This window comes from Luteimonas sp. A482 (genome assembly GCF_054072655.1).
Genome location: NZ_JBSVRO010000001.1, coordinates 81,866 through 96,777, shown reverse-complemented (window position 1 = coordinate 96,777; position 14,912 = coordinate 81,866). Strand labels below are relative to the sequence as shown.

The 14,912-nt window shown below is 69.7% G+C and carries 12 protein-coding genes; 6 read left to right on the top strand and 6 right to left on the bottom strand.

Annotated features, from left to right (window positions below; all coding sequences use genetic code 11):
• Positions 1-10 precede the first annotated feature (10 nt).
• From nirB to cobA, 4 genes are read left to right on the top strand one after another with little or no spacing between them, the layout of a single operon-like run.
• A complete protein-coding gene (gene nirB, locus ACW5DW_RS00475) occupies positions 11-2,482 on the top strand; it encodes a nitrite reductase large subunit NirB (protein WP_457016568.1) in 2,472 nt (823 codons plus the stop codon).
• Positions 2,479-2,856 (top strand): nitrite reductase small subunit NirD, encoded by a 378-nt coding sequence (nirD, locus tag ACW5DW_RS00470; protein WP_457016567.1) that lies wholly within the window; start codon positions 2,479-2,481, stop codon positions 2,854-2,856. The genes nirB and nirD overlap by 4 nt, the downstream gene beginning before the upstream one ends.
• Positions 2,856-5,624 (top strand): nitrate reductase, encoded by a 2,769-nt coding sequence (locus ACW5DW_RS00465; RefSeq protein ID WP_457016565.1) that lies wholly within the window; start codon positions 2,856-2,858, stop codon positions 5,622-5,624. The genes nirD and ACW5DW_RS00465 overlap by 1 nt, the downstream gene beginning before the upstream one ends.
• Before the next feature lie 25 nt (positions 5,625-5,649).
• Positions 5,650-6,447 (top strand): uroporphyrinogen-III C-methyltransferase, encoded by a 798-nt coding sequence (gene cobA / locus ACW5DW_RS00460; protein ID WP_457016563.1) that lies wholly within the window; start codon positions 5,650-5,652, stop codon positions 6,445-6,447.
• Positions 6,448-6,498: 51 nt separating this feature from the next.
• Here cobA and ACW5DW_RS00455 read toward each other — a convergent pair whose 3' ends face one another.
• Positions 6,499-6,744: a hypothetical protein gene (locus tag ACW5DW_RS00455; RefSeq protein ID WP_457016561.1), complete on the bottom strand. Its 246-nt coding sequence runs from the start codon at positions 6,742-6,744 to the stop codon at positions 6,499-6,501.
• Positions 6,745-7,034: 290 nt separating this feature from the next.
• On the opposite strand from ACW5DW_RS00455, the gene ACW5DW_RS00450 reads away from it, so the two are divergent.
• A complete protein-coding gene (locus tag ACW5DW_RS00450) occupies positions 7,035-7,766 on the top strand; it encodes a UPF0149 family protein (RefSeq protein WP_457016560.1) in 732 nt (243 codons plus the stop codon).
• A gap of 250 nt (positions 7,767-8,016) precedes the next feature.
• On the opposite strand, the gene ACW5DW_RS00445 is transcribed toward ACW5DW_RS00450, so the two are convergent.
• The 5 genes from ACW5DW_RS00445 to ACW5DW_RS00425 form a co-directional block, all read right to left on the bottom strand.
• Positions 8,017-8,244, bottom strand: a complete 228-nt coding sequence (locus ACW5DW_RS00445; protein WP_457016558.1) for a type IIL restriction-modification enzyme MmeI — start codon at positions 8,242-8,244, stop codon at positions 8,017-8,019.
• Positions 8,245-8,263: 19 nt separating this feature from the next.
• Complete coding sequence (locus ACW5DW_RS00440) at positions 8,264-9,343, bottom strand: Fic family protein (protein ID WP_457016556.1); 1,080 nt, start codon at positions 9,341-9,343, stop codon at positions 8,264-8,266.
• A gap of 157 nt (positions 9,344-9,500) precedes the next feature.
• The gene (locus ACW5DW_RS00435; protein WP_457016554.1) at positions 9,501-10,517 is read right to left on the bottom strand and encodes a 3-oxoacyl-ACP synthase III; all 1,017 of its coding nucleotides are present in this window, start codon (positions 10,515-10,517) and stop codon (positions 9,501-9,503) included.
• Between the two features lie 210 nt (positions 10,518-10,727).
• Positions 10,728-11,036 carry a DUF4156 domain-containing protein gene (locus ACW5DW_RS00430; protein ID WP_457016553.1) on the bottom strand — a complete coding sequence of 103 codons (309 nt, stop codon included), beginning with the start codon at positions 11,034-11,036 and terminating at the stop codon, positions 10,728-10,730.
• A 132-nt stretch (positions 11,037-11,168) separates the two neighbouring features.
• Positions 11,169-14,018, bottom strand: a complete 2,850-nt coding sequence (locus ACW5DW_RS00425; RefSeq protein WP_457016551.1) for a M16 family metallopeptidase — start codon at positions 14,016-14,018, stop codon at positions 11,169-11,171.
• A 115-nt stretch (positions 14,019-14,133) separates the two neighbouring features.
• On the opposite strand from ACW5DW_RS00425, the gene ACW5DW_RS00420 reads away from it, so the two are divergent.
• Positions 14,134-14,865 carry an SDR family oxidoreductase gene (locus tag ACW5DW_RS00420; protein WP_457016549.1) on the top strand — a complete coding sequence of 244 codons (732 nt, stop codon included), beginning with the start codon at positions 14,134-14,136 and terminating at the stop codon, positions 14,863-14,865.
• The last annotated feature ends 47 nt before the right edge of the window (positions 14,866-14,912 follow it).

Sequence of the window (14,912 nt, the reverse complement as noted above, 5' to 3'; positions counted from 1 at the left end):
GAAGCCAACAATGAAGCGACCCCGCCTGGTAGTGGTCGGCAATGGCATGGCCGGCATCCGCACGCTCGAGGAGCTGCTCAAGCTCGTGCCCGGCATGTACGAGACCACCGTGTTCGGCGCCGAGCCGCACCCCAACTACAACCGCATCCTGCTTTCGCCGGTGCTGGCCGGTGAGCAGGACTTCGACGACATCGTGCTCAATCCGCTGTCGTGGTATGCGGACAACGCCATTACCCTGCACCTGGGCAAGGAGGTCACGCGCATCGACCGCGTGCATCGGCGCGTGATCGCCGCCGACGGCACGCAGGCCGAATACGACCGCCTGCTGCTGGCCACCGGCTCGCTGCCCTTCATCCTGCCGGTGCCGGGCAAGGACCTGCGCGGCGTGATCGGCTACCGCGACATCCACGACACGCAGGCGATGATCGATGCGGCCAAGGTCAAGCGCCATGCGGTGGTGATCGGCGGCGGCCTGCTCGGGCTGGAAGCGGCCAACGGGCTGATGCAGCGCGGCATGGACGTGACCGTGGTGCACCTGGCCGGCTGGCTGCTCGAGCGCCAGCTCGATCCGGTGGCCGGCGCGCTGCTGGAAAAATCACTGGCCGCACGCGGGCTGAAGTTCCGGCTCAACACCTCCACCAGCGAACTGCTCGGCAATGCGGCTGGAGAAGTCGCCGCGGTGCGCTTCTCCGACGGCAGCGAAATCCCCGCCGACCTGGTGGTGATGGCCGCCGGCATCCGCCCCAACACCGCGCTTGCGCAGTCCGCCGGCATCCACTGCAACCGCGGCATCGTGGTCAACGATTCGCTGCAGACCTTCGACCCGCGCGTGTACGCGGTGGGCGAATGCGCCGCGCATCGCGGCATCGCCTACGGCCTGGTCGCGCCGCTGTTCGAGCAGGCCAAGGTCTGCGCCAACCACCTGGCCAGCTTCGGCATCGGCATCTACAAGGGATCGTCGGTGTCGACCAAGCTCAAGGTCACCGGCATCGACCTGTTTTCGGCCGGCGAGTTCATGGGCGGCGACGGCAGCGAGGAGATCGTGCTGTCCGACCCGGCCGGCGGGCTCTACAGGAAGCTGGTGATCAAGGACGACAAGCTGATCGGCGCCTGCCTGTACGGCGATACCGGCGACGGCGCGTGGTACTTCCGCCAGATCAAGGACGGCAGCGCGATCGGCGATCGCCGCGACACGCTCGCCTTCGGCGAAACCGCGCTCGGCGATTCCGGCACCGGCGGGCAGGACCGCGCCGCATCGATGGCCGACACCGACGAGGTCTGCGGCTGCAATGGCGTGTGCAAGGGCACGATCGTCAAGGCGGTTCGCGAGCAGGGCCTGTTCACCGTCGACGACGTGAAGAAGCACACCAAGGCGGCGAGCTCCTGCGGCTCGTGCACCGGCCTGGTCGAGCAGATCCTGATGAACTGCCTGGGCTCGAACTTCCAGGAAACGCCCAAGACCAAGGCGGTGTGCGCCTGCACAGACCGCAACCACGGCGAGGTGCGCCAGGCGGTCCGCGAGCACCACCTGGTCAGCCACGCCCAGGCCTACGCCTTCATGGAATGGCGCACGCCCAACGGCTGCGCGACCTGCAGGCCCGCGATCAACTACTACATGCTTTCGACCTGGCCGCGCGAGGCGATCGACGATCCGCAAAGCCGCTTCATCAACGAGCGCGCGCACGCCAACATCCAGAAGGACGGCACCTTCTCGGTGATCCCACAGATGAAGGGCGGCGTGACCAATGCGTCCGAACTGCGCCGCATCGCAGACGTCGCCGACAAGTACGCGGTGCCCATGGTCAAGGTGACCGGCGGCCAGCGCATCGACCTGCTGGGCGTGCGCAAGGAAGACCTCGTCGACGTGTGGCGCGACCTCGGCATGAAATCGGGCCATGCCTACGGCAAGTCGATCCGCACGGTGAAGACCTGCGTGGGCAGCGAGTTCTGCCGCTTCGGCACCCAGAACAGTACGCAGATGGGCATCGACCTGGAAACGATGCTGGCCAACATGTGGAGCCCGCACAAGGTCAAGCTGGCGGTGTCCGGCTGCCCGCGCAATTGCGCCGAGAGCGGCATCAAGGACGTGGGCATCATCGCGGTGGATTCGGGATGGGAGCTGCACGTCGGCGGCAACGGCGGGATCAGGACCGAGGTCGCGCGTTTCCTGTGCAAGGTGCGCAGCGCTGATGAAGTGAAGGAATACACCGGCGCCTTCCTGCAGCTGTACCGCGAGGAGGCCTACTACCTCGACCGCACCGTGCACTACATCGAGCGCGTGGGCCTGGAGTACGTCAAGCGCAAGGTGGTGGAGGACGCCGACAGCCGCCGCGCGCTGTACGAGCGGCTGCTGTTCGCACTCGAAGGCCTGCCCGATCCCTGGGCCGCGCGCATCGCCGGCGCGCAGCCACGCGAGTACGCGCCGCTGAAGCTGGATGCGTCGGCGTCGGCGCGTCCCATCGCCGTGGTCCTGGAGGAATGAGCATGCGCGAAGCCGAGACCTGGGTGCGCGTATGCGCGATTGACGAGATCCCGCTGCTGGGCGCGCGCGTGCTTGAACGCGACGGCGCCGACGCCATCGCCCTGTTCCGTCCCGCCACCGATCGCGTGTTCGCACTGACCGACCGCTGCCCGCACAAGGGTGGTCCGCTGTCGCAGGGCATCGTCTCCGGCGACAGCGTGACCTGCCCGCTGCACGGCTGGAACATCGCGCTCGACAGCGGCCAGGCCTGCGCGCCCGACGTGGGCTGCGCGCGGCGCCATGCCGTGCAGCTGCGCAACGGCGAGGTGTGGCTGTCGCTGCCGCATGCGTCCGACACGCTGCCCGAGGCAGCCGCCGCGGGCGCCATCGCCTGATGGAAGGGGCTCGCGCCGCGCAGCCGCCACAGGGCAGCACGCGCTCGACCTGCTGCTACTGCGGCGTGGGCTGCGGCGTGCTGATCCACAGCACGCGCGATGCCGGCGGCCAGGCCCGCATCACCGGCGTGGAAGGCGACCCGGACCATCCGGCCAACTTCGGCCGCCTGTGCAGCAAGGGCAATGCCCTGGCCGAAAGCGCGCGCAGCCTGCACGGGCGCGTGCTGCAGCCGGAGCTGCGCGCACGGCGCGGCGATGCGCGACGCGCGGTCGACTGGGGACTGGCGCTGGACACCGTCGCCGATCGCCTGGCCGGCATCGTCGAGCGCCATGGCCCGGACTCAATCGCGTTCTATCTCTCCGGCCAGCTGCTCACCGAGGACTACTACGTCTTCAACAAGCTGGCCAAGGGCCTGCTGGGCACCAGCAACATCGACACCAACTCGCGGCTGTGCATGTCCAGCGCGGTGAGCGGCTACAAACTCGCCCTCGGCGCCGATGGCCCGCCCACCTGCTACGACGACCTCGAACACGCCAGAACCGTGCTGTTCGCCGGCAGCAATGCCGCGTACGCGCATCCGGTGTTGTTCCGCCGGCTGGAAGACGCGAAGGCGCGCGACGCGAACGTGCGCTGGATCGTGGTCGACCCGCGCCGCACCGACACCGCGGCCATGGCCGACCTGCACCTGCAGATCCAGCCCGGCACCGACGTGGCGCTGTTCAACGGCATGCTCCACCACCTGGTGTGGGAAGGTCTGCTGGACCAGCACTTCATCGAAGAACACACCAGCGGCTTCGACGAACTCAAGACCCTGCTGCGCGAGTACACCCCGCGCATGTCGGCCGGGATCTGCGGCATCGCCGCCGCCGACCTGGTCACCGCCGCCGAATGGTTCGGCCGCAGCCCCGCCGCGCTGTCGCTGTACTGCATGGGCCTGAACCAGTCCGCGCATGGCACCGACAAGAACCTGGCGCTGATCCACCTGCATCTCGCCACCGGCCAGATCGGCCGGCCAGGCGCCGGGCCGTTCTCGCTCACCGGCCAGCCCAACGCGATGGGCGGTCGCGAAGTGGGCGGCATGGCGACGATGCTGGCCGCGCACCGCGAACTCGACAACGCCGCGCACCGCGCCGAGGTCGAAGCGCTGTGGAAGCTCGCCCCGGGCACGCTGCCGGCAAAACCCGGCCTGGCCGCGGTGGAGCTGTTCGACGCGCTGCACAGCGGCAAGGTCAAGGCGGTGTGGATCGCCTGCACCAATCCCGCGCACTCGATGCCCGACGTCGGCCGCGTGCGCGAGGCGCTGCAGCGCGCCGAGTACGTGATCGTGCAGGAGGCGTTTGCCGGCACCGACACCGTGCCGTTCGCCGACGTGCTGCTGCCGGCCAGCACCTGGGGTGAAAAGGACGGCACCGTGACCAACTCCGAGCGCCGCATCTCGCGCGTGCGTGCGGCAGTGGATGCGCCGGCGCAGGCGAAGCCGGACTGGTGGATCGCGCGCGAGGTCGCACGCAGGCTGGAGGCGCGACTGGCGGCGCCGGGTGCGACGCCACTGTTCGAGGCCGATGCGCCATCGGCGCTGTTCGACGAACACCGCGCGCTCACCGTCGGCCGCGACCTCGACATCGGCGGGCTCGACTACGACGTGCTGGAACGCGACGGCCCGCAGCAGTGGCCGTTCCCCGCCGGCAGTCGCTCCGGCCAGCCGCGTCGCTACGAGGACGGCGTGTTTGCCACGGCCGATGGGCGCGCGCGCTTCCACCCCACGCCGTATCGCCCCGTTGCCGAGCCGACCTCGGCGCGTTTCCCCCTGCGCCTGCTCACCGGGCGCCTGCGCGACCAGTGGCACGGCATGTCGCGCAGCGGCCGCGTGCCGGCGCTGTTCGCGCACAGTCCCGAGCCGGGCCTGCGCATGCATCCGGACGACGCGGCGCGACGCGGACTCAAGGCCGGCGAACTGGTGCGCGTGGCCAGCAAGCGCGGCGAACTGGTGCTGCCGCTGGAGCTGTCGGACGAAGTCGCATCGGGCGCGGTGTTCGCGGCCATGCACTGGAGCGGCCAGCACCTGTCCAGCGCCGGCATCAACGAGGTCAGCCTGCCCGCGGTGGACGCGCGCTCGCGGCAGCCCGAACTCAAGCACGCCGCGGTTCGCGTGGAAAAGGCCGACTTCGGCTGGCGCCTGCTGGCCGCACGTCGTGGCGATGCGCTGGCGATGCAGGCGGCGGTGCAGCCGCTGCTGCACGACTGCGGCTACGCCGGCCTGTCGCTGCACCGCGACGTCGATCCCCGTGCGCCCGAAGGCAGCGCCTGGCTGGTGCTGCGTGCCGCGTCGGCCGAGGCCATGCCGCTGCAGTGGCTGGCGGCGCTGGAAGCGGCGCTGTCGCTCGCCGCGGGCGCCGACACGCTGGAGTACCGCGACGCCCGCCGCGGCCTGCTCAGGCGCGTGGCCTGGCGCGCCGACGCAGGCGACAGCTTCATCGAAGGCTTGCTCTGGGCCGACGCGCAGCCAGGCGGTGATGCGCTGCTGGGCATCGCACTGGCCGGCGAGCCCTGGCGCGGACCACGGCTGTCGGCGTTCACGGCCCTGGCCGAGGTGGCGCGCGATCCGGTGGTCTGCGTCTGCCGCCATGTCACCGAATCCGCGATCCGCGCAGAGGTCGACCGCGGCGCCGACGTCGGGGCGCTCAAGCAAAGACTCGGCTGCGGCACCGTCTGCGGCTCCTGTCTTCCACAGCTCGTCCGGCTGGCGCGCCAGCCGCAAAGCGCATGACCTGCATCCACCGGAGCCCGACCCCATGCACGCATCCAGCACGCCGCAACCGCCCCGCCGCATCCCGGCCGAAGTCGTGCTGCTGTCCGCGGGCCCCGGCGACCTGGAACTGCTCACGCTCAAGGCCGCGCGCGCGCTGGCGCAGGCCGAGGTGCTGCTGCTCGACGAACTGGTCAATCCCGGCATCGTCGACCTCGCGCCGCTGGCGCGGGTGGTGCGCGTCGGCAAGCGCGGCGGCTGTCGCTCCACGCCGCAGGAGTTCATCTGCCGGCTGATGCGGCGCTGCGCGCTGCAGGGCCAGCGCGTGGTGCGGGTCAAGGGGGGTGAGGCGCTGCTGTTCGGCCGCGCCGGCGAGGAGATCGCCTTCCTGCGCCGCGCCGGCGTGCCGGTGACGATCATCAACGGCGTCAGCGCGGCGTTCGCGGCAGCGTCCTCGCTCGGCGTGTCGCTCACCCATCGCGACCACTGCCACGGCATCAGCTTCGTCACCGCGCACACCGCCGACCACGGCGAACCGGACTGGGCCGCACTCTGCGCCACCGGCACCACGCTTGCGATCTACATGGGCATGCGCCGCATCGAATCGCTCGCGCAGTCGCTGCTGCAGCACCTGCCCGCGCACACGCCCGTCGCCGTGGTGCAGGCCGCAAGCCAGCCGGGCGAATGCCGCCTGCTCACCACGCTGCAAGCGCTTGCGCTGGATGCCGCCGGTCTCGTTGCGGGCGCACCCGGCGTGATCCTCGTCGGCCCGGCACTGGGCGAGGCGGCGCATGCCACGCTCCCTGCCGCAGCCCCCCTGCAGCGTGCGTCATCGCTCGCGTAGACGGCCGATCGCGTGCGCGGGACGCGATGGTGGCAAGGGGTGTCGCGACGGTCAGACCGCCAGGTGCTCCCCACGGATCTGCGCAATGCGCGCCTGCACGTCCGCATCCACTCCGTCGGCTTCGGCCCGGTCGATCACGTTGGCCAGCACCCGCTTTTCCTCGTCGTCGAGCTGGTGGTCGGCAAGCGCCTTCGCCAGCAGCGAATCCAGCTCGGCCAGGTCGAGTTTGCCGTCATTGGTGAAGATCGGCACCGCAGCGAGGGCGAGTTGGAGGTGGGTGGGTAGACGTTCGGGCATTCGTGCGCTCCTTACTGTTGTGCCGGTCGCGAAGGCGGACGATAGCACGCGTTTTCGGGGTCCCCGATTGCCCGACGCATCGCCGAGGAGTCTCCCGCCGCGACCTGCGTGGCGCCAGATAGACCTGCGCAACCATCTCCACTGGACGCGCCGCCGCGCCCTGCAACTGGCTCCTGCCGCCGAACTGACGGTGGACGGCGGCTGGGTGCTGTAGCGGGTCACCGTAGCTGAAGGGGCCAAGGCCGGCGGCAAGGACTACCATGCACGCCTTCCCGCCGGATGCCGCCGCCATGTCCACGCCCCCGCCCTACCTCGACGACGCCCAGATCGAACGCCTGGCCGAGCTGCTGGAGCAGCGCGCGGTGCCGTTCAAGGGCTTCAACTTGGAAGCGCTGGACGGCTTTCTGTCGGCGCTGGTGGTGTCGCCTTCGATCGTGCTGCCAAGCGAATGGCAGCCGCTGGTGTGGGGCGGCAAGCCGCCGCGCTGGGACAGCGTCGAAGAGGCCACCGACGTGCAGCAACTGCTGATGGGCCACTGGAACATGTGCGCCGCCCGCGCGCAGCACGGCGAAGAAGACGTGCCCGATCACCTCGCGCCGCTGATGTGGCTGCCCGAGGATCCCGAGCTGACCGGCGAGGAGGCGCTGCACGAAGACGAGCTCGACGTCGGCAGCGACTGGGCCCTGGGCTTCTTCGACGGCGTGGCGCTGCGTGAAGCCGAGTGGGACACCTGGCTGGACGAGAACGACTGGATGGAGGAGCTGTTCGACCTGCTCGATCGCCTCGCCACCGGCGAAGTGCTCAACCCGGAAGATCCCACCGCCGAGACCACGCCGCTCGGCTACAGCGATCGCCTGGCGATCGTCGTCTCGCTGCCCGGGATGCTGGCCGACCTCAACCACCACCGCGTCGACGCCCTGACCCCGCGCGAGCCGATCCGCAACGACCCCTCCCCAGGCCGCAACGACCCCTGCCCCTGCGGCAGCGGCAAGAAGCACAAGAAGTGCTGCGGGGCGCATTGAGCGCCCGCAGCGACCCGATGATCAGGGCTGGCGCGCCAGCTCGCGGACAACCGCACGCCCTTGAACTGTAGGAGCAGCTTCAGCCGCGAACGCCCCTTCCAGCCTCGGCGCACGCCGGCCAGGCCCGCGCGCATCCATCGCGGCTGAAGCCGCTCCTACAACCGCGGGATTCCGGCGCCGACAGGACGTGGCGCGCATCCGGCAGGCCCGACGTCCGTCTTCCGTCCGACAGCGCCCACTCCGCCCGCAATCAGGAGAGGATCACGCCCGGCCAGAACAGGTCGCTGCGGCCGCTGGCCGTGCCCGTGAAGCGTTTCGCCTTCTGCTCGTAGACGGCCACGCTGCGGCGCTTCTTGCCGAAGACGTGGAAGAAGTCGTTCCACAAGCTCTGCGCCTCAGCGCGCTCGGAGGTCTCGCCCTCCCACTCGCGCGCGAAGGCGCGTGCGCGGTCGCGGATTTCGTTGAGGCTCAGCGGCATCTGGCGATTCCCCGGTTGCTCACGGCTGCTTCGCCGCGTCGCCGCGACGCAACAGGTCGAAGAGGGGCCGATTCACGTAATAGTTGTTGCGACCCACCTTGATCTTGTCGAGCAGGCCGTCCGCCGCCAGCGTGTCCAGGTAGCGGGTAGCGGTGAGCCGCGACACGCCCAGCTCGCGCTGCGCGAACTCCACCCGCGTATAGGGGTGGTTGAACAGGTTGTTGATCAGGTCCTGGCTGTAGAACCTGTAGTTGTCGCGGATGCGCTGCTTGGTGTCCTGCAGCAACTGTTTGATGGCCTGCACGGTGGCGATGGTTTCGACTGCGGTATTGGCCACGGCGTCGAGCATGTACAGCACCCAGTCCTCCCAGGCATCGTCGTCGCGCACGGCTTGCAGCAGCCGGTAGTAGTCGGGCTTGGTGCGCACGATGTGGCGGCTGAGATAGAGCACTGGGATGTCGAGCAGACCTTCCTTGACCAGGTACAGCACGTTGACGATTCGCCCGGTGCGGCCGTTGCCGTCGTAGAAGGGATGGATGCTTTCGAACTGGTGGTGGATCAGCGCCATCTTCACCAGCGGGTCGGCCGCGAACGGGGGATCGTCGTGGATGAAACGTTCCAGGTCCGCCATCAGCTGCCGGACCTCGTTCGCGTCCTGCGGCGGTTCGTAGATCAGATTGCCCGCCCCGTCGCGCAGGGCCGTACCCGGCAGCCTGCGGAAGCCGGCGCGGTTGCATTCAAGCTGCTGCTGGATGCCGAGGATGGTGTTGAGGGTCAGCAGGCCATTCGCGCGGACCTGCTGGTAGCCGGCACGCAGGGCCTGCCGATAACGCAGCACTTCCTTGACGGCGGTGCCCGCGGCATCGACGGCGTCTTCCGCCCGGTACAGGTCGTCCTGGGTGGTGACGATGTTCTCGATGGCCGAGCTGTCCCTGGCTTCCTGCAAGGTCAGCGTGCTGATCAGGATGTCCTGGTTGGGGATGCTGGCGGCGGCGCCCTTGAGTTCGGCCAGGGCACGACTCGCCACGGCGAGTCGCTTGAGGATCGCGACTGTTTCGAACCGCTCCGGGACGAGGGCGTGCAGCGGGGGCAATGGCATTGCACGCTCGACATATATAGAAAATCGAATTTCTTATACACGTTCAGGGCGGCATGTTCAATCGGCCCGGATTCTGATGCATGTTCCCGTGGACGCCCCCCAAAAAACGACAAGGGCCGGACAGGCCGGCCCTTGCTTCACCCGCTGGTGGCGGGGTTCACCAGACCACTTCAGCCATCGAGCAGTTCAGACCCGAGCCAATGCCGAGCAGGGCCACGCGGTCGCCCTTCTTCAGGCGGCCCATCTCGCGCAGCTTGCTGAGCACGATCGGCACCGAGGCCGGGCCGATGTTGCCGTACTCTTCAAAGATGGTCAGCACCTTCTTCGGGTCGATGCCGATGGCCTTGGTGAAGGCGGCGGTGTGGACCTTGCTGACCTGGTGGATGACGAACTGGTCGAGTTCCTCGGCCACCCAGCCCAGCGCCAGCTTGGCGGCGATGAATGTCTTCTGCGACAGCTTGATGCCTTCGATCAGCAGGGTGCGGGTGTCGGTGACCATGCCGTCGAGGTTGCCGCGGCAGAGCTTGTTCCACTCGGTGGCCGCGCGGGTGACGCCACCGCGGTAGCGCGGTGCGCCGGGGACAAGCTCGGCGCGGGCCATGACCATGGCGGCGGCGCCGGAGCCCAGGGTGAGCGTGGCCAGTTCGTTGCGGAACTGCTCCTCGGTGGCGTCGACGCTGGACAGGCGCTCGAGGGTCTTTTCGTAGGCCAGGTCGGCGGTTTCGCCGTCGACGATCAGGGCGTAGTCGATCTCGCCGCGCTCGATCATGCGGCTGGCGATGTCCATGCCGTTGATGAAGGCCAGGCAGGCGTTGGCGACGTCGAAGTTCTGGCAGGTGTCGGGCAGGCCGAGGTTGCCGCTCACGATGCTCGCCGTCGACGGCTCCAGGTAGTCGCGGCTGACCGAGGTGTTGACCAGCAGGCCGACCTTGTTCGGGTCGATGCCTGCATCGGCCAGCGCCTTGACCCCGGCCAGGGTCGCCACTTCGGACGCCTGCACGCCCTCTTCCCAGAGGTAGCGCGAGTGGATGCCGGCAACGTCGCCGAGCACGTCGATCTTGATCCCGAGGCGGTCGAGGGTCGGCCTCAACCGCTCATTGATCGCCGCGGATGACAGGCGACGGGGCGCATCGATATGGGCGAGACCGGCGATGGCGACGTGTTGGAAAAGCATGGGCGGGCGCCGGTAACGGATACGGAGCCGTATAGAGTAGCCCCTTCGGTCCCCCGGCGCATGGCGCTGGCTGAACGGGCAGGGGAATCGTGGCGACCGGTGGCCCCCACCCCAGCCCTCCCCCGCAGGCGGAGGAGGGAGCAAAGCGGGCCTGGAGCCCTCCCCGCAGGCGGGGGAGGGAGCAAAGCGGGGCCTGGGCGGCCCCGCCCCTCAGCGGCCGCAGCGCCAGGCCGCGAAGCGCTGGCTGCCGCCGGTGGGACCGGCGATGGGATGGATGGTATCGGCCCCGAGCCCGGGAGCCTCGTTGCGGGCCAGGGTCTCAAGCTCGTCGCGGACCTTGAGCGCATTGCGCTCGATGAAGGCGATCGAGTGCTTGACCGAAACCTCGACCTCGCCCCGCTTCTCGCAGCCGCCCGGCACCCCGCTGACCACTTTCACCGCGCTGGCACCCGGCGCCATGTGCACCCAGGTGCAGGCGGACAGGGCCACGGCCAGCGGAACGATCAGCAACATGCGCATCGGGGGGATCCTCTCGGTGTCGGTGGAACGCGATGCCCGCCATTGTGGCGGGCGTCACGGGTTCAGCGGTCGCGGCGGCAACGACAGGTAGCGCCGCGGTTCATGCTTGCGGGCCGCCGACGTGGCCTGCGATCACTCGCCGACGGGCTTGCCGTCGACGTCGATCACCTGCACCGGCCCCAGCTCCAGCGCGCGCACCGCGGCTTCGGTCTGGGCCAGGTCGCCGACCACCACCCAGGTCAGCGCACCGGGGCGGATGGTCTTCGCGGCCTCGGCCAGCTGCGCCGCGGTGGCGGACTCGACCTCGGCCTTGCGCCGCAGCACGTGGTCGTCGGGGCGGCCGTAGCGGACGATGCCGCCGATCGCGGACATCACCGACCACGCGGTTTCGTAGGCACCGGGCAGGCTCAGGGTCTGGATCGCCTTGACCCGCTCGACCTCGGCCTGGCTCGGCGGGCGCTCGCCGCTGGCGAACTCGGCGAGCTCGCGCTGGATCTCGGCGATCGACTCGCCGGTGCGGTCGATCTGCACCGGCGCCGACACCATCCAGCGGCGCTGGCCGAGCGCACCGCCCAGCGCGCTGCTGGCGCCGTAGGACCAGTGCTTGTCCTCGCGCAGGTTCATGTTCAGGCGCGCGGTGAAGTCGCCGCCGATCACGCCGTTGGCGAGCTCAAGCGTGGTCGCGTCGGGGTCGCGGCTGCCCGGGACGATCTGGGCGGCGAAGATGTTGGCCTGCACCGCGCCGGGCTGGTCGATCAGGAACACGCGCGGCGCGGTCGGCAGCGCGACCTGCGGCACTTGAACCTGCGCAGGCGCGCCCGCGCCGCCCTTCCAGCCGCCGAAGTGGCGCTCGAGCTGCGGCACCACCTCGGCCAGCGTGGTATCGCCGACCACGATCAGGGTCGCGTTCTCCGGCTGCACCCAGCGGCGGTGGAAGTCGAGCAGGTCGTCGCGACCCAGCGCCGCGATCGAATCCTCGGTGCCGCTGCCGGGCGCGCCGTAGGGATGGCCCGCGCCGTACAGCAGCGCCGGCAGCACCCGCATCGCCATGCCGGCCGGCTGCGCCTTCTGCTGGCGGATGCCGGCGATCCAGCTCGCCTGGATGCGGTCGATCTCCGCCTGGTCGTAGTTCGGGCGCTGCACCATGTCGGCGAACAGGGCCAGCGACGGGTCGAGGTTTTCCTTCAGCGCCGACAGCCAGGCGTTGCCGCCGTCCTGCGAGGCGCCGGCACCGAGGCTGGCGCCGAGGGCTTCGGCGCGGTTGGCGAAGTCCAGCGAGCCGATGCCCGCCGCGCCCTCGTCGAGCAGGTCCATTGCGAAGTCGGCCACGCCTTCCCGGCCGGCCGGATCGCTGCTGTAGCCGCCGTGGAATTCATAGCTGAACTGCACCACCGGAATGTCGTGGCGCTCGGCCAGCACCACCTGCGTGCCGTTGCCCAGCGACGCGCGCTGCAGCGTCGGGAACTTCAGCTCCGGGAAGCTCGTTGTCTGCGGCACGCCGAGGCTGCGGTCCACCGCAGCAGGCGTGGTGCGGTACTTCGGATCGGGCGCGGGCGGGTCGAACGGCGCGGGCACCGCCGCCGGCGCCTCGACCAGTGCGGTCCGCTCGCCGGGCTCGACCACGATGGTGTGGCTGCCCTGCCCGAGCCACTTCGCGCCGACCGCGCGGACATCGGCGGCGGTGGTGGACGCGAAGTTCGCCAGCTGGGTGCGGAAGCAGCCCGGGTCGCCTTCGAACACGGTGCATTCGGCCAGCACGTCGGCCTTGCCGCCGAAGCCGCCGATGCGCTCGACGCCGCGGATGAAGCCGGCGCGGATCATGCTGCGCGCGCGCTCGAGTTCCTCGTCGGTGGGGCCGTCGACGACCAGCCTGGCGATCTCCTCGTCGATGATGGCCTCCACCCGCGCCGGGGCCACGCCTTCCTTGACCGTGGCCACGATGTAGAAATTGGAGCCCAGCTGCGAGCCGCCGGCCATGGCGCTGATGTTGTCGACCAGCTTCTCGCCGTGCAGCAGGCGCGTGTCCAGGCGCGAGGACTTGGCGCCGCCCAGCACGTAGCCCAGCACCTGCAGCTGGTCGAGCTCGACGCTGCCGGTCTCGGGGATGTTCCAGGCGCGGTAGATGCGCGGCTGCGGCACCTTGTCGTGCATCACCTCGCGGGTGGACTGCGCGCGGCGCGCCACGTCCACCGCCGGCTGCGACATGCTCGGCCCAGCCGGGATGTGGCCGAAGTATTTCGCCACCTTGTCCTTCGCCGTGGCCATGTCGATGTCGCCGGCCAGCACCAGCACCGCGTTGTTGGGGCCGTACCAGGCGTGGAACCACTGCTTCACGTCCTCCAGCGAGGCCGCGTTGAGGTCGTTCATCGAGCCGATCACGCTGTGGCCGTAGGGATGGCCCTTGGCGTACAGCGCGCTGGTCAGCTTCTCCCAGACCTGGCCGTAGGGCTGGTTCTCGCGCTGGCGCTTCTCGTTCTGGACCACGCCGCGCTGTTCGTCCAGCGCAGCCTGGTCGATCGCGCCCAGCAGGTGGCCCATGCGATCGGATTCCATCCACAGCGCCATGTCGAGCGCGGTGGTGGGCACGTTCTGGAAGTAGTTGGTGCGGTCGGTGTTGGTGGTGCCGTTCTGGCTGGTTGCGCCGACCGCGCGGAACGGATCGAAGAACTCGCCCGGATGGTTCTCGCTGGACTGGAACATCAGGTGCTCGAACAGGTGGGCAAAGCCGCTGCGCCCGGCCGGCTCGTCCTTGCTGCCGACGTGGTACCAGATGTTGACCGCGACGATCGGCGCCTTGCGGTCGGTGTGCACCACCACGCGCAGGCCGTTGGGCAGGACGAAGCTCTCGTGGGCGATATCGACGACCGGGGCATCGGCCGCAGCGGCGGCGGGCAGCGCAACCAGGCCGGCCCCAAGCGCGAGGCCGAGGGCAGTGGTCAGCAGGGCGCGGCGCACGGGGCGGGATGGGGCGGTCGACGACATGCTTGTTCCTTGCAACAAATGACCTGCCATCTTAGCCCTCCGCCTTCCGGCGCCTCCCGGGCCGGAAGTCCCGCCGATGACGCCGCCTGCACCGGGCGCGGTGCAGTCTTGGGTGATGTCCGTCCGCCACATCCTGGTCACCGGCGCCAATCGCGGCCTCGGCCTCGAGTTCGTCCGCCAGCTGCTGACAGGCGGTGACCACGTGATCGCCGCCTGCCGCCAGCCCGGCAAGGCCACCGCGCTCAACACCCTGGCCGGCGAACATCCCGGCCGCCTGCACGTGCTGCCGCTGGACGTCGCCTCGCCAAAATCGCAAGCCGAACTTGCACGCGAACTGCCGCTGGTGCTCGGCGACGACGGACGCCTCGACCTGCTGCTCAACAACGCCGGTGTGCTGCACTCGGGCGAACGCTTCGGCCACCTGAGCCTGCCCAACTTCGAGGACAGCTTCCGCATCAACGCGGCCGGCCCGCTGCTGCTGACACAGGCGCTGGCGCCTTTGCTGGCCGACGCCTGCCCCGAGCAGGGCCGAGGGGGCGCGCGCGTGGTCAACCTGTCCTCGGAGCTGGGCTCGATCGACGCCACCAGGCGCTTCGGCACGCCCAGCTACAACCTCAGCAAGACCGCGCAGAACATGGCAACGGCGCTGCTGGCACAGGCGCTGGAAAGCCGCGGCATCGTGGTGGTGGCAATCAGCCCGGGCTGGGTGCGCACCGACATGGGCGGCGAAGGCGCTGAACTCGACCCTGCCGAAGCCGTGGCCGGCATCCTGCGCGTGGTCGGCGGCCTGGAGCCCGGCGACAGCGGGCAGTTCCTGGACTGGCGCGGCCGCGTCGTACCCTGGTGACCAGCCCGCCCGAGCGACAATGACGCCCCGCGTCCATCGGCCCCGCC